General features: G+C 73.9%; 25 protein-coding genes. 11 read left to right on the plus strand and 14 right to left on the minus strand.

The genetic code is table 11. The features are described 5' to 3' along the window. Nucleotides 1-59: 59 nt before the first annotated feature. The 3 genes from ACWDBB_RS00760 (at nucleotide 60) to ACWDBB_RS00770 (ending at nucleotide 2,352) form a co-directional block, all read left to right on the plus strand. On the plus strand, nucleotides 60-701 hold the full coding sequence (locus ACWDBB_RS00760; RefSeq protein ID WP_449787553.1) for an alpha-ketoglutarate-dependent dioxygenase AlkB: 642 nt from the start codon (nucleotides 60-62) through the stop codon (nucleotides 699-701). Nucleotides 702-818: 117 nt separating this feature from the next. Beyond that, entirely contained in the window at nucleotides 819-1,580 is a 762-nt protein-coding gene (locus ACWDBB_RS00765) for a VOC family protein (protein ID WP_449787554.1), read from the plus strand. 163 nt (nucleotides 1,581-1,743) lie between these two features. After that, on the plus strand, nucleotides 1,744-2,352 hold the full coding sequence (locus ACWDBB_RS00770) for a DUF7691 family protein (RefSeq protein ID WP_449787555.1): 609 nt from the start codon (nucleotides 1,744-1,746) through the stop codon (nucleotides 2,350-2,352). Nucleotides 2,353-2,547: 195 nt separating this feature from the next. Here the strand turns inward: ACWDBB_RS00770 and ACWDBB_RS00775 are convergent, their stop codons facing one another. From ACWDBB_RS00775 to ACWDBB_RS00785, 3 genes are all read right to left on the minus strand, one after another. Continuing rightward, nucleotides 2,548-3,390 (minus strand): carbohydrate ABC transporter permease, encoded by an 843-nt coding sequence (locus ACWDBB_RS00775; RefSeq protein WP_449787763.1) that lies wholly within the window; start codon nucleotides 3,388-3,390, stop codon nucleotides 2,548-2,550. 101 nt (nucleotides 3,391-3,491) lie between these two features. Further along, nucleotides 3,492-4,469: a carbohydrate ABC transporter permease gene (locus tag ACWDBB_RS00780; protein WP_449787556.1), complete on the minus strand. Its 978-nt coding sequence runs from the start codon at nucleotides 4,467-4,469 to the stop codon at nucleotides 3,492-3,494. A gap of 40 nt (nucleotides 4,470-4,509) precedes the next feature. Further along, nucleotides 4,510-5,820, minus strand: coding sequence for an extracellular solute-binding protein (locus ACWDBB_RS00785; RefSeq protein ID WP_449787557.1), 1,311 nt, complete (start codon nucleotides 5,818-5,820; stop codon nucleotides 4,510-4,512). A gap of 326 nt (nucleotides 5,821-6,146) precedes the next feature. Here ACWDBB_RS00785 and ACWDBB_RS00790 point away from each other — a divergent pair, with 326 nt between their 5' ends. Then, nucleotides 6,147-6,953, plus strand: coding sequence for an IclR family transcriptional regulator (locus tag ACWDBB_RS00790; protein WP_449787558.1), 807 nt, complete (start codon nucleotides 6,147-6,149; stop codon nucleotides 6,951-6,953). Between the two features lie 319 nt (nucleotides 6,954-7,272). On the opposite strand, the gene ACWDBB_RS00795 is transcribed toward ACWDBB_RS00790, so the two are convergent. Then, entirely contained in the window at nucleotides 7,273-7,824 is a 552-nt protein-coding gene (locus ACWDBB_RS00795) for a universal stress protein (protein ID WP_449787559.1), read from the minus strand. A gap of 192 nt (nucleotides 7,825-8,016) precedes the next feature. Beyond that, nucleotides 8,017-8,691, minus strand: a complete 675-nt coding sequence (locus ACWDBB_RS00800; protein ID WP_449787560.1) for a TetR/AcrR family transcriptional regulator — start codon at nucleotides 8,689-8,691, stop codon at nucleotides 8,017-8,019. A 175-nt stretch (nucleotides 8,692-8,866) separates the two neighbouring features. Between ACWDBB_RS00800 and ACWDBB_RS00805 the strand changes: the two genes are divergently transcribed. Then, a complete protein-coding gene (locus ACWDBB_RS00805; RefSeq protein ID WP_449787561.1) occupies nucleotides 8,867-9,685 on the plus strand; it encodes an MOSC domain-containing protein in 819 nt (272 codons plus the stop codon). 53 nt (nucleotides 9,686-9,738) lie between these two features. Here ACWDBB_RS00805 and ACWDBB_RS00810 read toward each other — a convergent pair whose 3' ends face one another. Continuing rightward, nucleotides 9,739-10,131 (minus strand): ribonuclease, encoded by a 393-nt coding sequence (locus tag ACWDBB_RS00810; protein ID WP_449787562.1) that lies wholly within the window; start codon nucleotides 10,129-10,131, stop codon nucleotides 9,739-9,741. Nucleotides 10,132-10,421: 290 nt separating this feature from the next. Here ACWDBB_RS00810 and ACWDBB_RS00815 point away from each other — a divergent pair, with 290 nt between their 5' ends. Both ACWDBB_RS00815 and ACWDBB_RS00820 read left to right on the plus strand, forming a co-directional pair. Beyond that, nucleotides 10,422-11,954, plus strand: coding sequence for a carboxyl transferase domain-containing protein (locus ACWDBB_RS00815; RefSeq protein WP_449787764.1), 1,533 nt, complete (start codon nucleotides 10,422-10,424; stop codon nucleotides 11,952-11,954). Between the two features lie 498 nt (nucleotides 11,955-12,452). Continuing rightward, on the plus strand, nucleotides 12,453-12,848 hold the full coding sequence (locus ACWDBB_RS00820) for an aggregation-promoting factor C-terminal-like domain-containing protein (RefSeq protein ID WP_449787563.1): 396 nt from the start codon (nucleotides 12,453-12,455) through the stop codon (nucleotides 12,846-12,848). 206 nt (nucleotides 12,849-13,054) lie between these two features. Here ACWDBB_RS00820 and ACWDBB_RS00825 read toward each other — a convergent pair whose 3' ends face one another. Then, nucleotides 13,055-13,516: an HD domain-containing protein gene (locus tag ACWDBB_RS00825; protein ID WP_449787564.1), complete on the minus strand. Its 462-nt coding sequence runs from the start codon at nucleotides 13,514-13,516 to the stop codon at nucleotides 13,055-13,057. Nucleotides 13,517-13,760: 244 nt separating this feature from the next. Here ACWDBB_RS00825 and ACWDBB_RS00830 point away from each other — a divergent pair, with 244 nt between their 5' ends. Next, nucleotides 13,761-14,687 carry an AEC family transporter gene (locus ACWDBB_RS00830; protein WP_449787565.1) on the plus strand — a complete coding sequence of 309 codons (927 nt, stop codon included), beginning with the start codon at nucleotides 13,761-13,763 and terminating at the stop codon, nucleotides 14,685-14,687. Nucleotides 14,688-14,697: 10 nt separating this feature from the next. Here ACWDBB_RS00830 and ACWDBB_RS00835 read toward each other — a convergent pair whose 3' ends face one another. After that, on the minus strand, nucleotides 14,698-15,132 hold the full coding sequence (locus ACWDBB_RS00835; protein ID WP_449787765.1) for a MarR family winged helix-turn-helix transcriptional regulator: 435 nt from the start codon (nucleotides 15,130-15,132) through the stop codon (nucleotides 14,698-14,700). Between the two features lie 152 nt (nucleotides 15,133-15,284). On the opposite strand from ACWDBB_RS00835, the gene ACWDBB_RS00840 reads away from it, so the two are divergent. After that, complete coding sequence (locus tag ACWDBB_RS00840; protein WP_449787566.1) at nucleotides 15,285-16,163, plus strand: alpha/beta fold hydrolase; 879 nt, start codon at nucleotides 15,285-15,287, stop codon at nucleotides 16,161-16,163. A gap of 135 nt (nucleotides 16,164-16,298) precedes the next feature. Further along, nucleotides 16,299-16,793, plus strand: coding sequence for a PH domain-containing protein (locus ACWDBB_RS00845; protein WP_449787567.1), 495 nt, complete (start codon nucleotides 16,299-16,301; stop codon nucleotides 16,791-16,793). Between the two features lie 80 nt (nucleotides 16,794-16,873). Here the strand turns inward: ACWDBB_RS00845 and ACWDBB_RS00850 are convergent, their stop codons facing one another. The 5 genes from ACWDBB_RS00850 to ACWDBB_RS00870 all read right to left on the minus strand — a co-directional run bounded on the left by ACWDBB_RS00850 (nucleotide 16,874) and on the right by ACWDBB_RS00870 (nucleotide 22,691). Continuing rightward, nucleotides 16,874-17,629: a S1 family peptidase gene (locus tag ACWDBB_RS00850; RefSeq protein WP_449787568.1), complete on the minus strand. Its 756-nt coding sequence runs from the start codon at nucleotides 17,627-17,629 to the stop codon at nucleotides 16,874-16,876. A 385-nt stretch (nucleotides 17,630-18,014) separates the two neighbouring features. Beyond that, nucleotides 18,015-18,236 (minus strand): hypothetical protein, encoded by a 222-nt coding sequence (locus ACWDBB_RS00855; protein ID WP_449787569.1) that lies wholly within the window; start codon nucleotides 18,234-18,236, stop codon nucleotides 18,015-18,017. Between the two features lie 152 nt (nucleotides 18,237-18,388). Then, a complete protein-coding gene (locus tag ACWDBB_RS00860) occupies nucleotides 18,389-19,189 on the minus strand; it encodes a GNAT family N-acetyltransferase (RefSeq protein WP_449787570.1) in 801 nt (266 codons plus the stop codon). Nucleotides 19,190-19,387: 198 nt separating this feature from the next. Then, complete coding sequence (locus tag ACWDBB_RS00865; RefSeq protein ID WP_449787571.1) at nucleotides 19,388-20,515, minus strand: hypothetical protein; 1,128 nt, start codon at nucleotides 20,513-20,515, stop codon at nucleotides 19,388-19,390. Nucleotides 20,516-20,711: 196 nt separating this feature from the next. Further along, on the minus strand, nucleotides 20,712-22,691 hold the full coding sequence (locus ACWDBB_RS00870; RefSeq protein ID WP_449787572.1) for a heavy metal translocating P-type ATPase: 1,980 nt from the start codon (nucleotides 22,689-22,691) through the stop codon (nucleotides 20,712-20,714). A 104-nt stretch (nucleotides 22,692-22,795) separates the two neighbouring features. Between ACWDBB_RS00870 and ACWDBB_RS00875 the strand changes: the two genes are divergently transcribed. Next, nucleotides 22,796-23,203, plus strand: coding sequence for an ArsR/SmtB family transcription factor (locus ACWDBB_RS00875; protein ID WP_449787573.1), 408 nt, complete (start codon nucleotides 22,796-22,798; stop codon nucleotides 23,201-23,203). A gap of 100 nt (nucleotides 23,204-23,303) precedes the next feature. Here the strand turns inward: ACWDBB_RS00875 and ACWDBB_RS00880 are convergent, their stop codons facing one another. After that, nucleotides 23,304-26,009 carry a glycosyl hydrolase gene (locus tag ACWDBB_RS00880; protein ID WP_449787574.1) on the minus strand — a complete coding sequence of 902 codons (2,706 nt, stop codon included), beginning with the start codon at nucleotides 26,007-26,009 and terminating at the stop codon, nucleotides 23,304-23,306. Nucleotides 26,010-26,021: the final 12 nt, after the last annotated feature.

Here is a 26,021-nt window from a genome sequence, read left to right on the forward strand (position 1 = left end):
CCGCAGCCTAGAACTCGAATATTCGAGCATGCGTTCGAACGAAGGCGTACGCTGGTCCCATGCACGGCACCGTCCACCTCCAGCCCTCGCTGTTCGACGACACGGAGCCCGGCGGCATCCGCCTCGGCCCGCTCGACGGCCTGCGACGGCAGCCGCTCGGCGACGGCGCCTGGCTGGACCTGCTCCCCGGCTGGCTGCACGGGGCGGACGAGCTGTTCGAACAGCTGGCCGCCACCGTGCCCTGGCGGGCCGAACGCCGCGAGATGTACGAGCGGACGGTCGACGTCCCGCGCCTGCTGGCCTCCTACCCGGCGCACGCCGAACCGCCCCACCCGGTGCTCGGCCTGGCCCGGGCGGAGCTGAGCCGGCACTACGCCCAGGAACTGGGCGAGCCCTTCCAGACCCTCGGGCTCTGCTACTACCGGGACGGCCGGGACAGCGTGGCCTGGCACGGCGACCGGATCGGGCGCGGCGCCCGCGAGGACACCATGGTGGCGATCCTCTCCGTCGGCGAGCCGCGCACCCTGGCGCTGCGGCCCCGCTCCGGCGGCCCGGCGGTCGTCCGCCACCCGCTCGGCCACGGGGACCTGGTGGTGATGGGCGGCTCCTGCCAGCGCACCTGGGAGCACGCGATCCCCAAGACGGCCCGCCCGGTGGGCCCGCGGATCAGCATCCAGTTCCGGCCGCACGGGGTGTCCTGAAACGTGCCTGCGGGCACCCCGCTTGCCGCCCACCCGCCGGGCGCGGAGGCTGGCGGGTGGGGCCGGTGGCGCTCGGCGCGCCGGGCACCGGAACGCCGGGCCCACCAGGAGGGCCGCATGCCGAAGCCGGGCAGCTACCACGCCGGGGTCCCGTGCTGGGTCGTGCTCACGACGCCGGACCCGGGCCGGGCGCATGCCTTCTACGGCGCCCTGTTCGGCTGGGAGTTCGTCCCGACCGCCCCCACCGAGGCGGTGGCCACCCGGTACGGCGCCCAGGTCGCGGCCGTCGAACGGGCACTGCCGGCCGAACCGCCCGCCTGGACCACCTTCCTCGCCTGCCCGGACCCACTGCGCACCGCCACCGCCGTCCGGACCGCCGGCGGGCGCCTCGCCCGTGAGCCGTACGAGGTGCCCGAGCAGGGCCGTGCCGCGCTCGCCGTCGACCCGCTCGGCGCCCGCTTCGGGCTCTGGCGGGCCGGCACCATCGACGGCGCGGGCCTGGTCGACGAGCCGGGCGCGCTCGCCTGGAACGAGCACCTCTCCCCCGACCCCGACGCCGCCCGGGCGTTCTACCGCCGGGTCTTCGGCTACACCTACGACCGGCCGCGGGCGGGCCACGCCCTCGCCCGGGTGGGCGGCCTGCCCGCGTGCAGCATCGGCCCCTCCCGCCCCGGCCGGGGCGCGGGCGCGCGCTGGCTGGTCCACTTCGCGACCGAGGACACCGACCGCACCGCCGACCGGCTGCGCGCCCTCGGCGGCACGGTCCTCTCCGGGCCGGCTCCGGCGCCGTACGGCCGCGCCGCGCTGGTCAGGGACGACGCCGGCGCGGAGTTCGTGCTCGTCGCCGTCCCGTCCCACGGCTCCGCGGCGGTGGCCTGAGCCCGGGCCGCCGACGCCTGCGGCCCCACTGCCCCGGAGCCGGCGCCATCCCTTCCGATCAGTCAACTTGCCTCGGCGGCAAGAAGGTTCAGTGCGGTCACCGGCGCCCAGGACGATCGGCCCCGCCCGGCCCGCTGTCCGTTGCGACCGCTACCGTGCTGGCATGAGTTCCTTCCTGAGCGCATACCTGGTCGACCCCGCGGAGCTCCGCGCCCGCGTCGGCAGCCGCAACGACGGGGCGGTCGACGAGGCCCTCGCGTACTTCGGCCCGTCCCTGGACAGGTCCGACGAGTACTTCGCCGACGAGATCGCCCAGGGCGCTCCGACCGCCCGGGAGGCCCTGCGCGCCGTGGTGCACGGCGGGCCCTTCGCCGCGGACGAGGACCACGCCTTCCAGTACGGCTACGCCTACCGGCGGCTGTGCTGGCTGGTCGGGCAGCCCCTGGAGGTCGACTCCTTCGGCCCGTTCCGGGGCGACTGGCTGGAGGTCGTGGACGGGGGCCTGAAGGCGTACGGGATCACCGCCGTCTCGGTCGCGGAGTTCCGGTACGGCGGCCTGCCCGACGGACTGCCCCACTGCGACGTGCCCTCCTGCAGCACCTGGTCGGCCGAGGACTGCCGGACGGCGCTGGACCAGTTCGAGCGGGCCGAGCGCGAAGGCCGCACCCCCGTGCCGGAACGCGAGGTGGCCGAGGCCGTGGCGGAGGTCGCCGGCTGGCTCCGGCTCGCGCAGCGCTGGAGGGACGGTCAGATCGTCGGCTTCGTCTCCTGAGCCGAACGGCCACGGCCGTCGGCGTGGGCCCGGACCGCCGCGGGAACCGGACGGCCGCGGTCCTCCGACGACTGCGGTCCTCCGACGGCTGCGAGCATCTGACGACTGCGAGCATCTGACGGCCGCGGTCCTCTGACGGCCGCGGGAGTCCCGGCCGACGGCGGGGACTCCCGGGTGCGCGGCCCTCGGCCGACGTCAGTCCTTCACCGCGCCGGCCAACCCGGAGACCAGCCTGCGCTGCACCGCGATGAAGAAGATCAGCACCGGCACGGTCATCAGCGTGGACGCCGCCATGATGCCGCCCCAGTCGTTCTCGTCCGGCTTGAAGAAGACCAGCAGCGCCGAGGGGAGCGTCTGGTTCTGGGTGGCGCTGATGATGAAGGTCTTGGCGAAGACGAAGTCGTTCCACGCCGCGATGAAGGAGAACACGCTGGTCGCGGCGAGGCCGGGCGCCACCAGCGGCAGCAGGATCCGCCACAGGATGCGGGTCCGGCCGGCCCCGTCGATCTGCGCCGCCTCCTCGATCGAGACCGGGACGGCCGCGACGAAGCCGCGCATCATCCAGATCCCGAACGGCAGCGAGAACGCCAGCTGCACCAGGACCAGCGAGGCCAGGGTGTTCAGCCCGATGCCCGGGGCGAACCGGCCGGCGTCGCGGAACATGAAGAACAGCGGGATGGTCAGCGCCTCGACCGGGATCATCTGGGCGATCAGGAACATCACCATGATGGTGGTGCGGAACCTGAACCGGAACCTGGTCACGGCCACCGCCGCCAGGAAGACCACGACCGCCGACAGCACCACCACCGACAGCGCCACCACCAGGCTGTTCGCGAAGTAGCGGCCGAAGCCGTCCACGCTGAGCACCTGACGGAAGCTGTCCAGCGTGGGGTGGGCGGTCCACGGCCTGGGGTCGAGCGACTGGATCTCGCCCTTGGGCTTGAAGGCCGAGAGCACCATCCAGAAGATCGGGAAGGCGGTGACCACGGCCAGCACGATCGCGCCGGTGTCGGCGGCCAGCCGCCACCGGCCCCGGATGTTCCGGCGGCCACCGACGGACCTGGCCGATGCCGACGTGGGCGTCGGCGCCGACGCTGGCGCCGATGCCGGCGCAGCGGCGGGGAGGGAGTTCGCCGGGCTCACAGTTCGTTCCCCGTCCGTCGCAGCGTGCGGATGTACAGGACCGTCGGGATCACCAGGATCAGCAGCATGATCACGCCGATCGCCGCGCCCAGCCCGTACTGCGAGGAGGCGAACGCCTTCTGGTACGCGTACACGTTGAGCACCAGGTTCTGGCCGGCGATGCCGCCGCCCTCGGTCATCACGTAGATCTGGGTGAAGACCTTGAAGTCCCAGATCACCGACTGGATCACCACGACCGTCAGGATCGGCCGCAGCATCGGCGCGGTGATCCGGCGGAAGGTCGTCCAGGTGCCGGCGCCGTCCAGGGCGGCCGCCTCCAGGATCTCCTCCGGGATGGCACGGATGCCCGCGTAGAGGGTGACCATCACGAACGGGTAGGAGTGCCACACCACCACGGCGCCGACGACCAGGAACGCCGTCCACTTGTCGTAGAACCAGTTGAACTCGTGGAAGCCGGAGAGCCCGAGCCCCTCCAGGGTGTGGTTGACCAGGCCGAGGTTGGTGTCGAACAGGAAGCTCCACACCGTCGAACCGGTCATCGCCGGCGCCGCCCAGGCGGCCATCGCCGCGGTGGTCAGCACCAGCCGCGGCCACCGGCCGACCCTGGTGAGCAGCACCGCGAGGGTGGCGCCGACGGCCAGGGTGGCGACCACGCAGAACGCGGCGAAGCCGATGGTCTGGACGAGCACCGTCCAGAACTGCTCGTCCTCCAGGATCCTCGTGTAGTTGCCGAAGCCGACGAAGGAGGTCGGGGCGCCGCCGGAGGCCTGGGCCTGCCCGAAGTCCAGGACGGACAGCAGGCCGAGCTGGTAGATCGGGTAGGCGACCAGCGGGATCAGGACGACCGCGGCCGGCAGGAGCAGCAGCAGCGGGGGCCGCCGGCGCCGGCCGCCCGGGGGTGCGGCCGGCGCCCTGCCCCCACGGCGCCGCTGCGGGGAAGGCGGCGCCGGGGCGGTCGGGGTGGATACGGACACTTGCGGGACCTGCTCTCTGAGGCGAACCGGGAGGGGGCCGTCAGTGCGCGGCGAAGGCCGAGGAGATCTGCGCGGCGGCGTCGGCCGAGGCCTTGGCCACGTCCGCCTTGCCGGTGACGACCTGCTGGAGCATCGTCGGGATCACCGACTGGGCGTCGATCTGCGCCCACGCCTGGTCGAGCGGGACGAACTTCGTGCCGGCCGCGATGGTGTCGGTGAAGGGCTTCAGGAACGTGTCCTTCGCCGCGACCCTGCCGCTGACGGACTTGAGCGTCGGCAGGTTGCCCATCGCGTCGTACATCTGCTCCTGGTACCCGGGGCCCGCCAGCAGCTGCGCGAACTCGACCGCCAGCGTGCGGTGCTTGGCCGCCTTCATCACGCCCAGGTTGTTGCCGCCGGCGAAGGCCGGGGCGATCGAGCCGGGCTTCTCGCCGGGCAGCGGCACCACGCCGTACCTGCCCTTGACCGCGCCCGCGTCCACCTTGCTGCGGGCGGAGTTGGGCATCAGCGCCATTGCGGACTTGCCGGCCGCGAACAGGTCGATGATCTTGCCACCGGTCAGGTCCGCGCACTGCTGGGCGGGGCAGCCGTCCGGGCCGAACAGGTCGGTGTAGCGCTTGATGCCGGCCTGCGAGGCGGGCGAGTCGATCGCCGCCTTGAACGTGGAGCCGTCCTTGGCGGCGATGTCGCCGCCCGCGTCCCAGACGAAGGGCAGCGCACCGAAGGTGTACTTGCCGCCGACGGCGATGCCGAAGGTGTCCGGGTGCGCGGCGTGGACCTTCTGGTTGGCGGCGACCAGCTCGGCGTACGAGGTCGGCGGGGTGAGGCCGGCCTCGGTGAACAGGTCGGTGCGGTAGTACAGCGCGCGCACGCCGACCCACCAGGGCAGGCCGTAGGTCTTTCCGTCGACGACGGCGGTCCTGGCGATCGCCGGGTCGAGGTCCCCCTTGTCCTGCCACCTGTCCAGGTCGGCGGAGATGTCGGCGAGGCCGCCGGCGGCGACGTAGCCGGGCAGGTCGGTGTTGCCGAACTCGACCAGGTCGGGGGCGCTGTTCGGGTCGTTGAACGCGCCCTTCATCTTGGCCGCACGGGCCGAGGCGTCGGTGTCGATGTAGCTGACGTTGACGGTGACGCCCTGGTGGGAGGCCTGGAACTCGGTCACGGCCTTGGCGATCACGGCCTCCTTGGCCGCGTTGCCCGCCTCGCTGTACAGCCAGACCTGCAGCGTGCCGGTCCGGTCGTCGGCGGCCTTGCCGCCCACCGACGAGGCGGTGCCGGGGGCACAGGCGGTGGCGGCCAGGCAGCCGGCGGCGAGCATGACGGCCGCGGCGGTCCGTCCGATGAGTCGCATGGTGGAGACCTCCCCTCCCGACAGCTGCCGCCGAGACGTCCGCCGCCGGGGACGGGCACGTCGAAGCAGGCCCTGACCGGGGCCGATGGTGGGTGAAGTGGTGGGGGTACGGCAGGGTGCAGCGCTCGGGTGGGGCGACGTCGCCTGCTCGATGGCAGGGACGTTAGGCGGGGGCGATCGGCGCCAACAAGGGGGAGTTGGCGAAAGTTTTGCACTGCACAACGTTGTGTCGAGGATGCGGCGATCCGGCCGCGAACGGGTACGTTCTGACAACCGCCGCCGACCAGCGGGGGAACACCGCCGGAACAACACCAGGGAACGGACCCATGACGGAGACGGCGCCCAAGAAATCCGCGACCGAACGCAACCAGTCCTCCTCGCTGCGCCGCGCGCTCGCCGTCCTCGGCTACGTCCGCGACCACGGCGACGGGCGCGGCGTCCCGCTCGCCCAGCTCGCCGACGGACTCGGCCTCAACAAGAGCACCGTGCTGCGGCTGGCGGGCCCCCTGCTGGACGAGCACCTCCTCGACCGGGACCGCGAGACCGGCTGGTTCCGGCTCGGCCACGGTTCGCTGCGGCTCGGTCAGGCCTACCTGACCACCCTCGACCTGCGCAGCGTCGCCGCCGAGCACCTGCGCCGGCTCCAGCGCGAGGCGGGCGAGACCGTCCACCTGACCGTCTGGCAGGCCCCCGGCATCGTCTACCTGGACAAGGTCGAGGACGAGACCAACGTCCGGATGGCGTCCCGGGTCGGCAGCCGGGCCCCCGCCTACTGCACCGCCACCGGGAAGGCGATCCTCGCCTGGCTGCCCGAGGAGGCCGTCGCCGAGGTGGTCGAGGCCGGCCTGCGCCCGGTGACGGCCTGGACCATCGCCGACGAGCCCCGGCTGCGCGCCGACCTGGCCCGGATCCGCGCCCGCGGCTACTCGATCGACGACCGGGAGAACGAGCCCGAGGTCCGCTGCGTCGCCGCCCCGATCTTCGACCACACCGGCGAGGTCACCGCCGCCCTGTCCGTCTCCGGTCTCACCTCACGGATGACCGCCGCCCGGGTCCGCGCCCTCGGGCCGGTCGTCGCCCAGGTCGGCCTGCGGATCTCCCGCGAGCTGGGCTCCGACCGCCAGCCGTCCTGATTCCGTTTCCTCCCGGAAACGCGGACGGGGCCCGGCGCCGATTCCTCGGCACCGGACCCCGTCCGATCCGGAGCGCCAGGCCCGGGTCGCACGGACTCTCCCTACTGAAAGTAGGGCGTGCTCTGGTAGCACCACTGACGCCTGGCGAGGAATCACTCCCTCGCGACGAGAAGTACAGTAGCAGCCCCGTGATCATTCACCGAATCGGAGGGGAACCCCGGATGACGGGCACTCGGCTCGAGGTGGTTCCGTACACCGCCGGGCGGCTGATGGACGTCCGCGCTCCGGCCGCCGGCGCCACCTGGGCGGCCGGGCTGTCCTAGGGATTGCCGGAGACGCTCCGGCCGCGGTTCCCCGCCGCCGACTCCCTGAACCCGTGGCCACGTCGGAGGGCCGCCAGATCCCGCTGCAACGGCGGCTGCGGGACGGCCAGGACGGGGCAGGTGGCGTGCCGGACGCAGTAGGCGGCGACCGAGGGGTGCACCAGTCGGGCGAGAGGGCCGCGCTCCCGTCCGGCGCCGAGGACGAGCAGGTCCCCGGGCCGGTCGGCGCACCGCACCAGGGTGTGGCCGGTGTCGCCGCGGACGGCCTGGCAGCGCAGCCGGACGCCCGCGTGGCGGCCGGCGAAGGCCTCGTCGAGGGCCTGCCGCAGCCGGGCCACGGCGGCGTCGCGGCCGGCGTCGACCACCGGCGGGCACGGGGTGCGGCGGTAGCCGAGTTCGTCGCCGGGCGGGGTCCAGCAGAGCACCCCCAGCACCTCGGCGTCCGTCCGGCGAGCCTCGGCCACCGCGTGGTGCAGCGCGGCGAGGCTGCCGAGCGAGCCGCTGACGCCGACCACGATCCGGCGCTCGTCCGCACCACTGTCCCCCATGTCCCCGCTCCCGCCTCTCCGTCCGCCCGCGCGTCCTGGTGCCCGGCCGCCCGTGCACCGGACCGCGCCGATTCCACCCCAGCAAAGCGGCCCGCACCCCCGCGGCTCCGGCCCGTTGACACGGCTCTGACGCGGCGGCCGCGCTTCCGTACGCGTCCCTGATGCCTGTGCGCGCTCCGGTACCGCGCGTGCTCAGGCCTGCGGCGGCTCCGCCTCCCAGAGGTCCGCGAACATCCGGTCCAGGTGCTCCTCACCGATCGGCGGGACCGGCAGCGGATGGGCGGCCCGGGCGCGGAAGCCGTCGAGCAGGAGCGCGAGGTAGCGGCGCCAGAGGTCGGGCCGCAGCTCGGTGGCGGCGGGCAGGGCGCGGCAGAGCGGGCCGAGGAGGAAGAGCAGGTCCATGGTGACCACGTCGCGGCGCATGGTGCCCTGGTCCTGGGCGCGGGCGATCAGGGCGCCGACGGTGGCGGCGTGCCGGCGGCTGATCTCGGTCATTCCGGGGATGGTCGGGATGGCCTGGGTGACCAGGTCGTTGATGCCCCGGTCGGCGGCGACCAGTTCGAAGATCCGCCCGAAGTACCGTTCGAGGCCGCTCCAGGCGTCCTCGGCGGCGAGCGCCTCCTCGCCCGCGGCGGCCAGTCCGCCCCCGGCGTCCGCGAACACCTCGCCGACCAGCGCCTCGCGGGTGGGGAAGTGCCGGTACAGGGTGGCGTTGCCGACCCCGGCCTCCCTGGCGATCTGGTCCAACGGCACGTCCAGGCCGTGCCGGGAGAACATGTCGCGGGCGGCGGCGAGCAGCAGGTCACGGTTGCGCTGCGCGTCCCGCCGGAGCCGCCCCGGGGGGTTCGCGCTGCTCGGTGGTGCCATGCCCCCGACCCTAGGGCGTGTCCGACGATCCGCGCCAGGCGGGGCCGCCCACCACGCTCGTGGGTACCGCCCACCACACTCGCGGGTACCGCCCACCACGCTGACCGGGGCCCTCAACTACCCTCTGGGGTCGGCACGATCCACGGAACGCGGACGCCAAGGGGGCGGCAGGACGATGGCCACGGTGACGGAGCTGCGGTACTACCCGGTGAAGGGGTGCGCCGCAGTGGCGGCCGCGCAGGCGGAGCTCACCCCGGCGGGGCTGGCCCACGACCGGGCTTTCATGGTGGTGGACGAGGAGGGCGTGTTCCGCTCCCAGCGCCTGGATCCGGCGCTGGCCACCGTCCGCCCGACGGTGGCGCAGGACGGCCGCACGCTGACGCTGGCCGCCGCGGGGGTGGAGCCGGTGTCGGTCGCGGTGGACGCCGAGGGCCCGCGCCGCCCGGTGCGGCTGTTCAAGCTGCCGCTCCTCGGCATCGACCAGGGCGAGGAGGCCGCCGGCTGGCTCTCCGAGGTGCTGGGTGCGCGCAGCCGGCTGGTCCGGGTGCCGCCGGAGCACGACCGGGTGACCGACGGACTGGTCCCGGGCACCTCGGGCTACGCGGACAGCTGCGCCGTGCACATGCTGTCGCGCGCCTCGCTGGAGCGCTTCGACGAGCTCTCCGGTGCCCGGCCGATGCCGATGGACCGGTTCCGCCCGAACGTGGTGGTGGACGGCTGGAGCGAGCCGCACACCGAGGACCTGGTCCGCCGGGTCGAGGTGGGCGGGGCCGAACTGGGCTACGCCAAGCTGGCGATCCGCTGCGCGGTGACGCTGGTGGACCAGGACCGCGGCACCAAGGCCGGCCCGGAGCCGCTGCGCACGCTGGCCCGGTACCGCCGGGCGGCGGCCGGCGGGGTGGCGTTCGGCAGCAAGTTCGCGGTGCTGCGGCCCGGCACGCTGCGGGTCGGGGACGAGCTGACGGTGGGGGCCTGGGGGCCGTCCGAGCTCTGAACCCGGCCACGGCTGCCGCGCTGCTGCGGCAGTCGCGGCCGGGTGGCGGGAACTCAGCAGGTCTGGTCGATCAGGGAGAACGTGGCGTAGTGGTCGCCGGTGTAGTAGTCCTCCTGGTAGGCCTGGCCGGTCACGATCCGGCGGGCGCCGCGGGTCGGGGAGCCCGGGGTGACGACGGTGTACTCGTGGTAGTAGCCGTAGGACTCACTGGGCAGGACGCCCTCCCGGTTCTGGAAGACGACGCCGTCCTGGGAGTAGGGGAACGGCCCGTCGGAGGCGATCAGGTCGAGGGTGTCGGTGGCCTGCGGCGGGAGGGCGGAGAGGCAGACCGAGCCGCTCACGTCGGCGTGCGCGTCGGTGGCGACGGCGACCGGGGCGAGGGTCATCAGGGCGACGGCGGTGATGGCGGCGGCGCGGGACTTCCACGCGCGTAGAGGGCGAGTCATGTCCACCAGTGTGGCGAGACACCGTCAACTCCGGAAGCTTTCGGGGAAACTATTAACCAGCGAGTAACTACCCTTTACCCAAGGGGACTTGAGCCGTACGCACGCTGCCTCGGCCGACTCTCGAACCGACTGCGGAACGTCCGCGAACCGCCCGCCCGACGCAGGGGCCGACCGTCGTCGAACGGGCGCCGAGGCCGTCCCGCGCGCCCGATCCGGCCCTCGCCGCGCCCCGACCGCACCGCATAGAGTGACGGATCACGGCGGGCCGGACGATCTCTGACGGGGTGGACATGGGTACGGGCTCGGGCACGGCACTGACGGCCCACCAGTTGATCGGCCTGCTGGTCGACCCGGGCGGCTTCCGCGGCTGGGACGAGCCGCCGGCCGTCGACCGGGCCGACCCCCGCTACCGGGCCTCGCTCGACCGCGCCCGCGAGCGCACCGGCCTGGACGAGGCGGTCCTCACCGGCGTCGGCCTGATCGACGGCCGGCCGGTCGCCCTGGTCGCCTCCGAGTTCGGCTTCCTCGGCGGCTCGATCGGCGTCGCCACCGCCGAGCGGATCACCCGCGCCGTCGAACGCGCCACCGCCGAGCGGCTGCCGCTGCTCGCCCTGCCGGTCTCCGGCGGGACGCGGATGCAGGAGGGCTCCGCGGCCTTCCTCTGCATGCTGCGGATCACCGCCGCCGTCCAGACCCACCGCGCCGCCGGCCTCCCCTACCTCACCTACCTGCGCAACCCCACCATGGGCGGGGTCTTCGCCTCCTGGGGCACGCTCGGGCAACTGGTCCTCGCCGAGCCGGGCGCCCGGCTCGGCTTCCTCGGCCCGCGCGTGTACGAGGAACTGCGCGGCGTGGAGCTGCCGCCGGACGTCCAGCGGGCCGAGACGCTCGCCGGCCAGGGGCTGGTGGACGCCGTCGTCCCGCCGCAGGAGCTGCGCGAGCTGCTCCGCCGCACGCTCGCCGTCCTCGCCGCCACACCGCCCTCCCCTCCTACTGCGCCACCGTCTCCCACGGCAGCGGTGTCCCCCGCTACGGACCCCGCGCGCACGCCGGGAGACCCCGACGCCTGGGACTCCGTCCGCCGCACCCGTCGCCCGGACCGCCCGGGCACCCGCGAGCTGCTGCGGCACACCACCGAGGAACTCGTCCTGCTGGACGCCCCCGGCGGCCGTGACGGCGCGCTGGTCCGGGCGCTGGCCGTGCTCGGCGGGCGGCCCGTCCTGGTCGTCGGCCAGCAGCGCCGGACCCCGGAGCACGATCGCCCCTTCACCGCCGCCGACCTGCGGGCCGTACGGCGCACCGCCCACCTGGCCGAGCAACTCGGGCTGCCGCTGGTCACCGTGGTGGACACGGCGGGCGCCGAGCTGTCCGCCGCGGCCGAGCTGGAGGGCATCGCGGTGGAGATCGCCCACTGCCTGACCACCCTGCTCGCACTGCGCACGCCCGTCCTGGCCGTGCTGCTCGGCCAGGGCTCGGGCGGCGGGGCGCTCGCCCTGCTCCCGGCGGACCGGGTGATCGCCGCCGAGCACGCCTGGCTGGCGCCGCTGCCGCCGGAGGGCGCCTCGGCGATCGTCCACCGGGACGGCGCCCACGCCGCCGAGCTGGCCCGCTCCCAGGGGATCGGGGCGCGCCATTTGGCCGAGGTCGGGCTGGTCGACGAGGTGGTCCCGGAGCTGCCGGACGCCGCCGAGGAACCGGAGGCCTTCTGCACCCGGCTCGGGCAGGCGGTCGGTGCGGCGCTCGGCACCCTGGCGGCGGCCACCGAGGCGGACCGGCTCGCGGCCCGCGCCCTCCGGCACCGGCGGCTGGGCGACCTGCGCTGAGGAGGGCGTCCTGACCACCGCCGTGTGGCGCGCCGGCCTCGGGGTGACGGTGTGGCGCCGGTCTCAGCGCCGGGTTGATCGTCTGTACCCACCGTGCCGCGCCCGGGCCGGGGCGTGACGCCCACCGGGCCCCGCACGGTGAGTGCGCTCACACGTGATCAACCACCACGACGGGTGGTAGTAGAGGCCTCCGGGGCGCCCGCGCCGCCCCACACCCCCCGCGTTCGCGCAGCTCAGCGCCGCCCGGCGGGCCCCGCGCGAGCGCGCTTTCGAATCCATGGCCGGCCGTTCCGGTACGACCGGGAGTCGTACCGAGGGGGTCTTGGCGACGGCCCGCCCGGTCTGCCAACAATGGCTCCGTCGTCAGCCGCACCGGCTCCTGTCCCACCGGTGAACGGCTTGCCGCCGATTCACGCCCCGTGACCTTTCCGGCCCCTGTTCGGCCGTGGTCCTGGGCGGGGAGTGATTCGGCCCAACCCGATTGAGGTCCTTTTCTTCATGCCCGCTTTCAAGCTCCGTAAGCGCACCTCCGCCGCGATTCTCGCCGGCGCCGCCGGTCTGACCGCCCTGGGCGCGGGTGTCATGCCCGCCACCGCGAACGCCGCCACCGCCTCCCCGCAGGCGATCGCCGCCCAGATCGTGCCGGCCAACCAGCTGGCGTCGTTCAGCCAGATCATCGCCCACGAGTCGAGCTGGAACGTGACCGCGACCAACCCGAGCTCGGGCGCGTACGGCCTGGCTCAGGCGCTGCCGGGCTCCAAGATGGCCTCGCACGGCTCGGACTGGAGGACCAACCCGACCACCCAGATCAAGTGGGCGCTGGACTACATGAACTCCCGCTACGGCAGCCCGAACGCCGCCTGGAACTTCTGGCAGTCCCACCACTGGTACTAAGCCGACCCACCGGCTCACCGAACTCCACCCGTGACCTGACCACTCCCCCACACCCCGGGGGTCGGACAGGGGCCACCGGGGTGCCCGAGAGGGCCCGGACCCGCGCGACCCGCGTGGTCCGGGCCCTCTCGTGGTTGCCGGTGGCCCGGGTGCGGCTCCCCGGGGCGGCGTGGCTCCGCGGGTGGCCCGGACGGTCCGTCCGCGGACTACAGCTCGCCGGTGAGCCCGAGCAGCTCGCGCATCCGCGCGTACTTGGCGCTCAGCCGCTCGGCGGTCGCCGGGTCCAGCGTGGCGAGGCGGGCCGGATCGGAGTTGTGCGCCAGGTCCGCGCGCTTGACCAGCAGCGCGCCCGGCGTGTCCAGGATGCGCGCGGTGTACTCCTCGACCGGCTCGTCCGGGCGCCGGGTGAGCGCGTCCACGATCGCCTTGGTCTCCTGCGGCAGCGCGGCGCCGGCCAGCCACTCCCGGCTCAGCCGGTCGTCCTCGACGGTGTCGTGCAGCCAGCCCGCCGCGATCTGCGCGTCGCTGCCGCCGCGCGCCGCCGTCCCGCGGGCGACCGCCGCGATGTGCTCGCCGTACGGGTGGCCGTTCTTGTCCACCTGCCCCTGGTGGGCCCGGCGCGCGATCGACTCCACCTCGGACAGGCTCAGGTACTGATGATCCTCCATCGGCTCATCGTAGGCCCGGACGGTCGGCCCGACCCGGGGGCGGGCTCCGTACCACCGGCCCTGCTCCCGTACGACCGGCCTCCTCGGACCGCTCCGGGCCGGGCCCGTCGACCACCCCGCCGGCGGCCACTGCTTTACTGCCCCGGGGGTTCATGGGCTTCGGGGGTCACGCGCTCGGGAGTCGCGCCCCCGACGGGAGACCCCCGTCGCACCCGGCAGACCCGTCCGAGCGATCCGAGGAACCATGCCAGCCCTGCACCCCCTGCTGTCCGCCTTCGCGCCGATCTGGGCACTCACCGGCGTCGGCTACGTGGTCGGCCGTACCGGGCTGCTCGGACCGCAGGCCGAGACGGTGCTCAACCGGTTCGTCTTCCACGTGGCGATGCCGGCTGCGCTGTTCCTGATGATCTCCCGCACCCCGCTGGACCGTTTCGCCAACGCCTCGATGCTCGCCTTCACAGCGGGCACCGTGGTCGCGATCGGCCTCGGGCTGCTCGCCGGGCGGCTGCTGTTCCACCGCAAGCCCGGCGAACTGGCCGTCGGCGCGATGGCCTCCGGCTACGTCAACTCGGCCAACCTCGGCATCCCGGTGACCATGCAGGTCCTCGGCGACGCCTCCTTCGTCGCGCCCGTCGTGCTGTTCCAGATCCTGGTGGTCACCCCCGCCGTCCTGGCCGTCCTGGACGGCGGCGCGGCCGGCCGGCGGGCCCTGCTCACCCTGCCCGTCCGCAACCCGATCCTGCTGGCCACCGCACTGGGCGCGCTCGCCTCGGCGACCGGCGCACACCTGCCCGCCGAGCTGAATCGTTCCTGCGAACTGCTCGGCGGCGCGGGCGTTCCGACCGCCCTGGTCACCCTCGGCATCTCGCTGCACAACCGCCCGCCGGTCGACAGCCGTCCACGCCGCACCGAGGTCGGGCTGACCGTCGTGCTCAAGACCCTGGTCCAGCCGCTGGTCGCCCTCACCGTGGCCGGCCCGCTGCTCCACCTGCCCGCCCACCAACTCCTCACCGTGGTGCTGTTCTCCGCGCTGCCCACCGCGCAGAACGTGTACACCTACGCCCGCGAGTACCGGCAGGGCACGGCCCTCGCCCGGGACGCGGTGCTCTGGTCGACGCTGCTGTCGATGGCGACCCTGTCGGTGATCAGCTGGACCCTCGGTCCCGCGTAGCCGCGGCCGTTCACCTCTCCCGGGCGGCCGCCACCACCTCGGCCATGGCCGTCAGGAAGCGCCGGGCCGTGTCCAGCTCCCCCGGCCCGAACTGCCGCATCGCCGCGAGCAGATCGCCGATCAGCCCGCCGAAGAAGCTCTCCCCGAGCTCCATCGCCCGCTCCTCCACCAGCAGCCGCACCCGGCGCCGGTCCTGCGGGTCGCGCTCGCGCCGGATCAGCCCGAGCCGCTCCAAGCGGTCCACCAGCCCGGTGGTGCCGGCCGAGTTCAGACCCAGCGCCTCGCCGAGTCGACCCGGGGTGACCACCTCCCCGGCCCTGGCCGCATCCAGCAGATGGATCAGCGCCCGCAGGTCAGTCGGGTGCAGACCGTTGCGGGACGCGAACTCGGCGCCGAACAGATCGAGTTCGACGGTCAGACCGCGCAGCAGATGGACCAGCCGCATCGGCTCGGCAACCTCGGACACCCTGTCGTCCTTCCTCGGGCAGGCATGTGCCACTATTCTCTCGTTCAGCGAGATACTTGCTCAGCGTGACACTTGTCGGGCGAGTGGTCCAGCCACTCGGCCGTCATCACACCACACCAGCGGAGGCCCAGATGTCCGCCCGCACCGCCCCCTCCCTCACTCCCTTCCTCGCCGCCTACGACGCCCTGCTCGCCCGCTGGCCCGTCCCGGTCGAGGCGCTCACCGTCCGCACCGCCCACGGCACCACCCGGATCAACGCCTGCGGACCCGCCGACGGCCGCCCGCTCGTCCTGCTCCACGGCGGCGGCGCCACCTCCACCATGTGGTTCGCCAACGTCGGCGCCTGGGCCCGGGCCGGACACCGCGTCCTCGCCGTCGACCTCATCGGCGACCCCGGCCGCAGCGTCCACGACGGCGCCGCCCTCGACGGCGTCCCCGGGCTGCTCGGCTGGATGGACGCCGTCCTCGACGAACTCGGCATCCCCCGGGCCGACTTCTGCGGCCACTCCTACGGCGGCTGGATCGCCCTGGAGTACGCCCTGCACGCCCCCGCCCGGGTCGGCCGGCTCGCCCTGCTCGATCCCAGCCTGTGCCTCACGGGCTACCGCCCCGGCTACCTGCTGCGCGCCCTCCCCCTGTTCCTCCCGGGCCGCACTCCGGCCCGTGCCCACTCCTACCTCGACTGGGAGACCGCCGGCACCCCCGCCCTCGACCCCGCCTGGCGCGAGCTGTACGCCCTCGGCTACGCCGACTTCCCCGCCTCCCGCGTCGTCACCGGCCCCCGCCCCTCGGCCGAACGCCTCCGCACCCTCACCGCCCCCGTCCTCGCCCTCCTCGCCGCCCACAGCCGCGCCCACGACCCCCACCGCGCCGCCCGGACCGCTCGGACCCTCCCCCGCGCAGAAGTCGCCGTCCTCCCAGACAGCTCCCACCACAACCTCCCCATGGCCGCCGCCCGAACCCTCAACCCCCTCCTCACCACCTTCCTCTCCCCCGCCCATCACCCCTGACCGGCACATGCCACTCTCCTGGCCCCGGATCCGGGGCACCCTCGGCCTCCCCACCGAAACCGCCCCGCCACAGGCTGGCCTCCGCCCACTGCCTCCACGACAATGACCTTCGTCGGCAGAGCGAGCGGGGGCACCATGGGCGATCGGCGCGACGGGCAGCGCTACTTCAAGGCGCCGATCCGGTTCCGGCGGACGGGCCGGAGGACCCTGGTCCTCTTCCCGACCACTCTGGCCTGTGCCCTCGCCTTCGTCCTCACCGCGGCGGCCAAGGGCCCGAATCCCGCGGTGACCGCCCTCTTCGCGGCCTGTGTGATCGTCGCCTACGTCATCGCCGCCTCCTTCGTGGGCCCCTTCTGCGGCAGTACCACCGTGCACACCGCGGGCCTCACCACCAGGACCCTGCTGCGGACACGGGTGGTCACCTGGCCGCAGGTGCGGTCGTTCGGGTTCTCACCGGAGGTCAACCGCGGCATCGATCACTGCCTCCTCGAGGTACGCCTGCACAAGGGGCGGGCGGTCGTCCTGCCGGGCCTGGTCGCCTCGAGCGCCGACGACCCGGAACTCAGGTCGCGCCTCTCGGCGTTGCGGGCCGCGTGGGCCGCGGCCCAGCCCGGTGCCGCGACCGAGTGATCCGGAGGACGTCACGGGGAGGCCGTCCCGGGAGGGCGTCCCCACCGGGCCCGGGCGGCCGTCGCCTGACGCGGCAGCGGCTAGGACAGCAGCTGCGCGGGAACGTCGGTGGCCCGGGTGAACACCGAGAGCGGGAGCTGGGTGTCGCAGTACTTGTTGCCGGTGGAGACCACCCCGATCACCACGCCGCCGACGACCAGCGGCCCGCCCGAGTCCCCCTTGCAGACACTGTCGGTCGTACCGGCCCGCGGCAGACCGCAGACCTTGAGCAGCGGCGAGTCGCCGGGCGAGGTGTACGGGTCGCAGGAGGCCGGCGGCGCCAGCGTCAGCTGCGCCTGCTTGAGGTGCGTGCCGGGCCCGTCCGAGCCGGTGCGCCCGAAGCCCAGCAGCGTGGCCGTGCGGCCGTACCGGTACAGCGCCGCGTCCCCCTCCCGGGCCACCCGGGCCGGCGTCTGCGGCAGCGGACGGTCCAGGGTGAGGACGGCGGAGTCGTGGTCCAGGGCGGCGGTGTAGCGCGGGTCGATCCGGTAGCCCTTCACCCTGCGGACCTGGCCGCCGGAGCCGGTCAGGTCGGTCCGCCCGGCGATCACCCGCAGTGAGCTCGGGTCCTGCGCCTCGGCGACGCAGTGGCCCGCGGTGAGCACCTTGGTAGGCGCGATCAGCGCGCCGGTGCACCACTGCTCGCCCGTGGCGGTCTCCAGGGCCACGACGAACGGGTGGGCCTTGGTCGTGGTGTCCGATCCGCCGTGGACGGCGGCGGCCGGGGTGGCCCCGGCGGCCAGCAGTCCGACGGCGGCCAGGAGGGCGGCGGTCAGGCCTCGGTTCGAGGTGCGCATGGCGGGGATTCCTTCTGGATCGGTGGTGCGTGACGGAGCGTTCGATGCCGTGGCCGCGTACGGCGGCGGGCGGACGACGTCGGGCGCCCGCCCCTCGGGCTCGGTGCCGATCGCCGCCGGACCACAGACTGTCCCGGGATCCGTCCCGCCCGCCAGCCGCGCCCGGCGGTTCGGGACGCTGGAACGGTGACACCCGCGGGGACCTGCGTATTCGTCCTTTCCTGGAACGCCGTGGCGGGACGCGGGAGGCCCTGGAACGGGCGGTGTGGGAGCGGCGGTGTGGGAGCGGCGGTGTGGGAGCGGCGGTGTGGGAGCGGCGGCATGCGGGTGACGGCGAGGCGGGTGACGGCGGGGCGGGCCGGGCGTGGATGCGGCTGACATGCGGTCATTCCGGCGGCGGACCCACCAGCAGCAGCACGCTGAGCAGCGCCGCGTACGGCAGCCCGGCCATCGGCAGGGCCCACACCGTGCCGTCGTCCCACCCGCACAGCCGCACCACGGCGAGCACGGCCGGGCCCAGCAGCAGCACCCCGCACCCGATCAGCGCGGCGCGACGCCAACGGCCTCTGCCGGCGGGCGACGCGCTCTTCGACCTACCGTCCGTCACGGTGCTCCTTCCAGGGGCGGCGGCCGACAGCCGTGATCATCGGCCGCCGTCGTGAAGGACGGACGCGCCCGCCCGGGGCCCGGTTCTGCGCCTCCGGTCGAGGCCCGGGCCCTCGGGCCCGCAGGTCTTTCAGCCTTCAGACCTTCAGGCCTTCAGGCCTTCAGGTCGTAGAAGCGGATCGGCGAGTTCGGCTCGAACCCGATGCGTGGGTAGACGGGCGCCCCGGCGACCGTCGCGTGGAGGGTGGCGCGGGTCAGCCCGGTGGCGCGGGCGCCCTCGTGGAGGGCCTTGCGCGTGACCGCCTCGCCGTAGCCCCGGCGCTGCCACTGCGGGTCGGTGGCGACCAGGACGACGAAGAGGCGGCCGTCCGTCTCCACGGTGGCGGCGCAGGCGACCGGGACGCCGTCGCGCAGGGCCAGGTAGGCGTGGACGTCCTTCTTCCACAGGACGGATCCGAGCAGACCGTCACGGCCGTCCTCCAGGGGGAAGCCGTACCCGCGGGAGTTGATGTCCGCGTAGGCCCGCAGGTGCTCGTCGGTCGCCACCCGGACGAAGGTCAGCTCGGGGTGGGCCGGCTCCGGGATGGGCAGGAGGTCCCCGGCCATGCCCGTCCCCGGGAAGGCGTACCGGAGGCCCGCCTCGTCGGCCGCCGTCGCCAGCGCCGCCCGGGCCTCGTCGGTGAGCAGGTCCTCGAACAGCCAGAGGAAGCCAGGGTGTTCCTTGGCGCGCATGAGGTCCGCGGCCTGCCGCAGCCGTTCCCCGACGAGGTCCGCGCCCGCGCCCACCTCGGTCAGCGTGAGGCAGTTCCAGAACGCGAACCGGCAGTCGGCCCAGCGCACGGCTATGCCGGGGAGGTCCCGCACGTCGGCGCCGGCGTCGCGGTCGAGCACCATGGCCCGCCAGCCCGCGGCGAGTTGCCGGACCGATTCGATGGAGTCCGAGAGGTCTGTCACCGCGCCCCCAAGCGTCAAGAAGGTTGCCGAACAAGGGACTTGCCAAGATCGGTACGTACCCTACCGGGCCGACGCGGCGCGGTGGCCGGCCATGCCGAGGGTCCGCCCCCCCGCGAACGGGGACGGACCCTACTCCCTTGGTGGGAAACGGACTTCGGGACGAGAGGCGAAGCGCCGGCTCCCCCCGGGAGTTCCCGCTCAGTGCAGGACGTCGAGGACGTTGTCGGCGTTGTTGACGAAGTAGACGGCGTCGCGGTCGAGGTCCAGTGCGAGGCCGAAGAGCGCGCCCGCGCCGGGCGGGGTGCCCTCGTTGTTGATCTGCTTGACCGCCACCTGCCGGCCGGCCGGGGTGGTCTCGACGATGTTGCCGTCCCCGCCGTTGACCGTCAGGACGTCGCCGCGGGGCGTGAGGGCCATCCCCAGCGGGCCGTTGAGGGCGCCGCCCGAGGTGACGACCCGCCCGGTCCCGGCGCTGTCCTGCCGGTCCAGCGCGTGCGGGATCGCGGTGATCCGGCTGAGCACCGCGTCGGCGACGAACAGCGTGCCGTCGTGGCCGAGGCCGACGCCGGTCGGGCCGACCACCAGGGCCGCCGGGTCCGTCCGTTCGGGGAAGCCCGACCCGATCTCGGTGGTGGCCACCCGCTGCGGCAGGCCGCCCTCCTCGGTGCACAGGGTGATCCGCAGGACGGTCCCCTGGTCGACCTGGGCACCGCCGGCGGCGACCGTCCCGTTGAGGACGTTGGTCACGAACAGCTCGCTCCGCTCGCCGAAGCTGACGGCGGTCATGTCCCACGGCCCGTTGATGCCGTCCCCCGCGATGGTCTCGCGGACCGTGCCGTGCTTGTCGAGCACCAGCAGACACCCGGCCTGGGCGGTGTCGGACGTGCCGTCGGCGGTGGGGAGGCTGCCGACCACGACCCAGCCGCCGGGCAGCACCGTCAGCGCCGTGGTGAGCCCGACCCCGCCGGGGCAGGGGCCCGGAAGGTTGTTCGGGTCGATGGTGGCGAACGTGGTCCTGGTCCCGTCCGGGGTGATCTGGACCAGCGTCGTGCCCCGGCCCTGCTCCCCCGCGGGCGGGTTCGCCGCGTTGTTGAAGTTGCTGACCAGGACGTTGCCCCGGTGCAGGTTGCCGGCGCTCTCCTGGATCGTGAACACGCCGTACGGGTTGACGTCGCCGTTCTCGGGGACGGTGGACGCGACGGTGGACACGGTGTTGAGCCGGTCCAGGAACGGCTGGCCGCCGCCCCCGGACGGGGACGCGGCGGCGGTCAGCGCGAGGGTGAGCGCGCCGGTCACCAGCGCGCTCGAACATGCCCGAAGCTTCATGTGTACTGCCTTCTGGAAGGCGGACGGGACCGGTCGTCCCGACCCGCGGAAGTTCTCCGTGTGGCCCCCGGGTCGCCACGCTAGACATCCGCCGCCTCCGCCGCCCGGCGGCATCGGCCGAATGCCCATCACGCTGGTGGCGGCCAGGGCGTGGAATGTTCGCGGGCCGGTGCGCCGGCCCGAAGGCCGCGCGGGCTCACCGGCGGCCTTCGGCGCGGGCCCGGGTCCAGGCGGCCTCGCGCAGCAGGCACAGGCCGTTGAGGCCGACGATGACGGTGGAGCCCTCGTGGCCGAGGACGCCGAGCGGCAGCGGGAGGATGGCGACCAGGTCCCAGACCGCCAGTCCGGTGATGAACACCGAGGCGATCACCAGGTTCTGCACCACGAGGGCGCGGGCCCGGCGGGAGAGGGAGACGACGGCGGGGACGGTGGCGAGTTCGTCGCGCACGATCACCGCGTCGGCGGTCTCCAGGGCGAGGTCGGAGCCGGCCCGGCCCATGGCGATGCCGGTGTGGGCGGCGGCCAGCGCGGGGGCGTCGTTGACGCCGTCGCCGATGACCAGCACCTTCCGTCCGGCCTTCTCCCGCTCCCGGACGGCGGCGACCTTGTCCTGGGGCAGCAGCCCGGCGCGCACGTCGGCGATGCCGACCTCGGCGGCCAGGCGGGCGGCGGCGCGCGGGTTGTCGCCGGTGACCAGCACCGGTGCCGTGCCCGTCAGGGTGGTCAGCGCGGTGACGGTGGCGGCGGCGTCCGGGCGCAGCCGGTCGGCGAGGCCGAGCACGCCGACCGGAACGCCGTCGGCCTCGACCAGGACCGTGGTGCGGCCGCCGTCCTCCAGTTCGGCGACGAGGGCGGAGACGGCGCCGTCGGCGCCGTTGCCGAGCCGGGCCGGGGCGCCGACCGCGACGGCGCGGCCGGCAACGGTGGCGGTGACGCCGATGCCGGGGGCGGAAGTGAAGGCCTCGGCCGGCGCCAGGGCCAGGCCGCGGGTGCGAGCGGCGTCGACGACGGCGCGGGCGAGCGGGTGCTCGCTGGGGTGCTCGGCGGCCGCCGCCAGTGCCAGCAGTTCCTCCTCCGTCAGTCCGGCGTCGGCCAGGGGGCGGATGTCGGTGACGTGGGGCGTGCCCTCGGTGAGGGTGCCGGTCTTGTCCAGGGCAACGGCGTCGACCGCGCCGAGCCGCTCCATGACGACGGCGGACTTGACGAGCACGCCGTGGCGGCCGGCGTTGGCGATCGCGGACAGCAGCGGCGGCATGGTGGCCAGCACGACGGCGCACGGGGAGGCGACGATCATGAAGGTCATCGCCCGGAGCAGCGAGCCGGTGAACGCGGCGCCGAAGGCCAGCGGGACCGCGAAGACGGCCAGGGTCGCGATCACCATGCCGATCGAGTAGCGCTGCTCGACCTTCTCGATGAACAGCTGGGTGGGCGCCTTGGTCTCGGAGGCCTCCTCGACCATCTTCACGATCCGGGCGATCACCGAGTCGGAGGCGTCCCGCTCGACCTTGATCCGCAGCGCGCCGGTGCCGTTCAGGGTGCCGGCGAACACCTCGTCGCCCGTCTCCTTGGCGACCGGCAGCGGCTCGCCGGTGATGGTGGCCTGGTCGACTTCGCTCGCGCCGTCCAGGACCCGCCCGTCGGCGCCGATCCGTTCGCCGGGCCGCACCAGCACGGTGTCGCCCACGGCCAGCCGCCCGGTCGGGACGGTCTCCTCGGCGCCGCCGTCCGCCAGCCGGGTCGCCGTCGCCGGGGCGAGGTCGAGCAGGCCGCGTACCGAGTCGGCGGTGCGGGCGGTGGCGACGGCCTCCAGCGCGCCGGAGGTGGCGAAGATGACGATCAGCAGGGCGCCGTCCATCACCTGGCCGACCGCGGCGGCGCCGAGCGCGGCGACGATCATCAGCAGGTCGACGTCGAGCGTCTTCTCGCGCAGCGCCTGCAGCCCGGCCCAGGCCGGCTCCCAGCCGCCGGTGGCGTAGGCGAGAGCGTGGAGCGGGCCCCAGGCCCAGGCCGGGGCGCCGGTCAGCTGCAACGGCAATGCGACCAGGAACAGCACTGTCGCGGCGAGGGCCCACCGGGCCTCGGGCAGCGAGAGGATCCGCGTCCGCCGACGGGGGGCGGCGTCGGCGGACGCGGCGGACGCCGCGGGGGCGAAGCGTTCGGTCAGGGTGGAGGACATGGCAGGCAGGACCCTTCGCACAGGCCACGGGCAGGAGTGACGACCCGGTCCACGATACAGGAATACATGAACACCTCTTCATGTGTCGTCTGTAGTATTGGCGCATGGGTCATGGAGCCGCTCCCGCGAACAACGCCGTCCCGCGCACCCGCCTGGACGCGGACAACGCCGTGCGGGTGGCGACCACCCTGCAAGCCCTGGCCACCCCGTCCCGGCTGCTGATCCTCGCCCGCCTGCGAGAAGGGCCCTGCGCGGCCACCGAACTCGCCCACGCCGTCGGCATGGAGCAGTCCGCCTGCTCCCACCAGCTGCGGCTGCTGCGCAACCTCGGCCTGGTCGTCGGCACCCGGCAGGGCCGCTCGGTGGTGTACGCCCTGTACGACAACCACGTCGCCGAACTCCTCGACCAGGCCGTCTACCACACCGAGCACCTGCGCCTCGGGCTCAGCGACACCGCCGGCGCCGAGGACGCGGACCTCGTGGACCACCCGGCGGCCCGCCCCACATCCTGACCGGCCCCCGCTCACCCGCCCCCGCCGCGCGCGAACGCCGCTGCCCGGCCCGCTCGTACGGAGCGGGCCGGGCAGCGGCGGACAGGGAGGGTGCGGCCGGTCAGCCGTCCGTCTCGTCGTAGCGGCCGTGGCCGAGGCGGCGCAGGTCGAAGGACCAGATGCCGCGGCCGAAGGTGGCGGCGTAGAGCTTGCCGTCAGGGCCGGTCTTCAACTGCTGCACCGCAGTGGTGGGCAGGTTGCGGCCGAGGACCCGCCAGTCGGTGGTGCCCGGTGCGCGGTAGAACGCGGCGAGGTCGCCGCCGAGGACGAGGCCGCCGTTGGGCAGGATCCTGACCGAGGTGGCGGGGACGTCGGGCAGGTTGGCCGAGACGTCGGTCCAGTTGGCGCCGCCGTCGCGGGTCTCGAAGAGGTGGCCGACACCGGCGCCGGGGCCCTCGGTCCAGGTGCGGGAGAAGCCGTTGAAGGCGACGAAGACGTGCTGGGCGTCGTTCTCGTCCACCGCGAAGGAGGAGATGTAGCGGTTGGGCAGGGTGCCGTCGACCGGCAGGGCGAGCTGGTGCCAGCCGGTGCCGTCGGTCTTGCCCACCGCGATGCCGCGGCTGAAGCCGACGTTGTTGCACGGGCCGCACCAGCCCGCGTACACCGTCCCGTTCACGGTCGCCACCGCGGTGGCGACGTGGCCGGCGCCCAGGTCGTAGGCGCTGGTCCATTCGCTGCCGCTGCGGATCGCGTAGCCCTTGTGCTGCACCCAGACGTGCCGGCCGCCGGCGATCCAGGTGTCGATGTCCTTCGGGTCGGCGGTGATCGGCGCGATGAAGCGGGCGGTGCCGGCTTCCTTGTCCGGCGGGGCGACCTCGTACGAGGTGGCCTTGGCCGGGTCGGTCTTCCAATTGCCGTTGTTGACAGCGCAGTTCTGGGTGACCCAGATGTCGAGGTAGACGTACTCCTCGGCGATGTTGCAGCCGTTGTTCGGGTCGACGATGGTGTCGGCGCCGTCGCCGCCGAAGTTGGAGCCCATCACCTTGTCGTGGGCGCGCAGGATCGACTCGCCGTTGTCCTGCATGCCGCCGCTGACGATCACGCCCCGCCCGGAGCGGTCCGCCGGGTCCTTGCCGACGCCGACCGAGTAGTACTGCAGGGTGTCCATGGTGCCGTCGGCCAGGGACTTCCAGTCCGTGGCGTGGCCGGAGGCGTCCGCCGCGCCGTTGACCGGGCGGCTGTAGATGCCACCGTCGTTGCCGACGTACACACTGGACTTGCCCTTGTTCGCGCCGAAGGCGACGGCGTGCTGGTCGGAGTGGGTGGTCTGCGGGCAGTCACCGCTCTGCTTGGCCGGGTCGATGCTCCAGCACGGGAAGCCGAAGTTCCAGTACGGGCCCGGGACGGTCCAGGTGGAGCCGCCGTTCTTCGTCTCCAGGACCTCCTCCAGGCCCGCGTAGACGTGGTCCGGGTCGGCCGGGTCGACCTGCAGGGACTGGTTGTACCAGGCCTGGATGCCGGGCTGGTAGCCCTCGTCCTGCAGCGCCGAGCCGGAGTTCCTGAGCTTCTCCTTGTCCGCGATCTGGGTCCACGGCCCGAACGGGGAGCCGGACTTGGAGACGTAGATTCCCTTGAGGCCGGTGTCGGGGTCGGTCGCCGCGACCTCGGGTGACTGGTCGATGGCGTAGTAGCGGGAGCCGTCCGCGGAAGCGGCGAAGGTCACGTTGCCGACGTTCGCGGCGTCGGTCGGAAGGTCGCCGAGCGAGCCGACCCGCTGCCAGCTTCCGTCCGCGGCCTTGCCGTAGAAGCCGTTGTAGGTGTCGCCGCCGCGCCAGCCGACCGCCAGGACGACCTTGCCGGGGTCCCTGGGGTCGATCGCGATGTCGTTGGCGATGTTCTTGTACGGCGCGGCCGGGTCACCGGCCTTCGAACCGCCGGGCAGGTACTCGGGGTTGGGGGCGAACTCCAGCACCCACGGGCCCGAGAGGTCCGTCGTGGAGTGGCTCCACACGCCCCGGCTGGTGGCCGCCCACACCTTGCCGCCGCCGAAGCGCAGCGCGTGGATGACGGTGGACTCCAGCTCGGCGCCGCCGACCCGCATGCCGGGCTGGAACTCGCCGCGCTTCGGGTCCGCGAGCACGTACACGCCGGTGCCGACGTACGAGGTCGCGCCGGTGTTGGACTCACCGGTGGCGTACCAGAGCCGGCCGCCGCGGTCCAGGTTCAGGGTGCCCGTCGAGAGGGACGGGAGCTTGTCCGAGATGGACTGCCACTGGCCGCCGCCGGTGCGGGAGCGGAACACGCCGCCGTTGGCGCCGCCCGCGTACACGTAGCCGTCGGCGTCGGCCGCGATCCCGGTGATCCGGCCGGTCACGTACCCGGATCCGCCGCTGGAGTTGGAGTTGACGTCCCGGTAGCGCGGGTCGTCGGAGTCGTACGGCTTGTCCGTGACGTGGTCCCAGTTGCCGCCGGTGTGCGGCATCGACTGCAGCTGCGCCCAGGCCGCGCCGTAGGCGCCCGGCGCGATCACGCCGGGGGCGGTGCGGGCCTCGGTGTACTGCGCGGTGCCCTCGGCGGAGTTCTCCGCCTCGTCGCCCCCGTCCTCCCCGGGGGCCTCGGCCTTGGCGCTGAACGACGGGCCGGAGGCAGCCGCCTGGTCCCGGACCTTCTTCGCGTGCTTCTGCCCGATCTCGGCCTGGTGCTGGGCCTGGTGCGGACGCGGCCCGGGTTCGCCGCCGGGCGCGGCGAGGGCCTGGGTGGTGGTCAGCCCGAGCACGGTCAGGGTGACGGCGGGCAGCAGCAGCCGTCGGTGTTGCCTCTTGGGCACGATGGTGGGTCC

The organism is Kitasatospora sp. NPDC001095 (assembly GCF_053598615.1).

Bases quoted from the DNA above. Each gene is read 5' to 3' on its own strand.
- ACWDBB_RS00760 (WP_449787553.1), top strand. From the start codon at position 60: ATGCACGGCACCGTCCACCTCCAGCCCTCGCTGTTCGACGACACGGAG.
- ACWDBB_RS00765 (WP_449787554.1), top strand. From the start codon at position 819: ATGCCGAAGCCGGGCAGCTACCACGCCGGGGTCCCGTGCTGGGTCGTG.
- ACWDBB_RS00770 (WP_449787555.1), top strand. From the start codon at position 1,744: ATGAGTTCCTTCCTGAGCGCATACCTGGTCGACCCCGCGGAGCTCCGC.
- ACWDBB_RS00785 (WP_449787557.1), bottom strand. From the start codon at position 5,820: ATGCGACTCATCGGACGGACCGCCGCGGCCGTCATGCTCGCCGCCGGC.
- ACWDBB_RS00790 (WP_449787558.1), top strand. From the start codon at position 6,147: ATGACGGAGACGGCGCCCAAGAAATCCGCGACCGAACGCAACCAGTCC.
- ACWDBB_RS00795 (WP_449787559.1), bottom strand. From the start codon at position 7,824: ATGGGGGACAGTGGTGCGGACGAGCGCCGGATCGTGGTCGGCGTCAGC.
- ACWDBB_RS00800 (WP_449787560.1), bottom strand. From the start codon at position 8,691: ATGGCACCACCGAGCAGCGCGAACCCCCCGGGGCGGCTCCGGCGGGAC.
- ACWDBB_RS00805 (WP_449787561.1), top strand. From the start codon at position 8,867: ATGGCCACGGTGACGGAGCTGCGGTACTACCCGGTGAAGGGGTGCGCC.
- ACWDBB_RS00810 (WP_449787562.1), bottom strand. From the start codon at position 10,131: ATGACTCGCCCTCTACGCGCGTGGAAGTCCCGCGCCGCCGCCATCACC.
- ACWDBB_RS00815 (WP_449787764.1), top strand. From the start codon at position 10,422: ATGGGTACGGGCTCGGGCACGGCACTGACGGCCCACCAGTTGATCGGC.
- ACWDBB_RS00820 (WP_449787563.1), top strand. From the start codon at position 12,453: ATGCCCGCTTTCAAGCTCCGTAAGCGCACCTCCGCCGCGATTCTCGCC.
- ACWDBB_RS00825 (WP_449787564.1), bottom strand. From the start codon at position 13,516: ATGGAGGATCATCAGTACCTGAGCCTGTCCGAGGTGGAGTCGATCGCG.
- ACWDBB_RS00830 (WP_449787565.1), top strand. From the start codon at position 13,761: ATGCCAGCCCTGCACCCCCTGCTGTCCGCCTTCGCGCCGATCTGGGCA.
- ACWDBB_RS00835 (WP_449787765.1), bottom strand. From the start codon at position 15,132: ATGCGGCTGGTCCATCTGCTGCGCGGTCTGACCGTCGAACTCGATCTG.
- ACWDBB_RS00840 (WP_449787566.1), top strand. From the start codon at position 15,285: ATGTCCGCCCGCACCGCCCCCTCCCTCACTCCCTTCCTCGCCGCCTAC.
- ACWDBB_RS00845 (WP_449787567.1), top strand. From the start codon at position 16,299: ATGGGCGATCGGCGCGACGGGCAGCGCTACTTCAAGGCGCCGATCCGG.
- ACWDBB_RS00850 (WP_449787568.1), bottom strand. From the start codon at position 17,629: ATGCGCACCTCGAACCGAGGCCTGACCGCCGCCCTCCTGGCCGCCGTC.
- ACWDBB_RS00865 (WP_449787571.1), bottom strand. From the start codon at position 20,515: ATGAAGCTTCGGGCATGTTCGAGCGCGCTGGTGACCGGCGCGCTCACC.
- ACWDBB_RS00870 (WP_449787572.1), bottom strand. From the start codon at position 22,691: ATGTCCTCCACCCTGACCGAACGCTTCGCCCCCGCGGCGTCCGCCGCG.
- ACWDBB_RS00875 (WP_449787573.1), top strand. From the start codon at position 22,796: ATGGGTCATGGAGCCGCTCCCGCGAACAACGCCGTCCCGCGCACCCGC.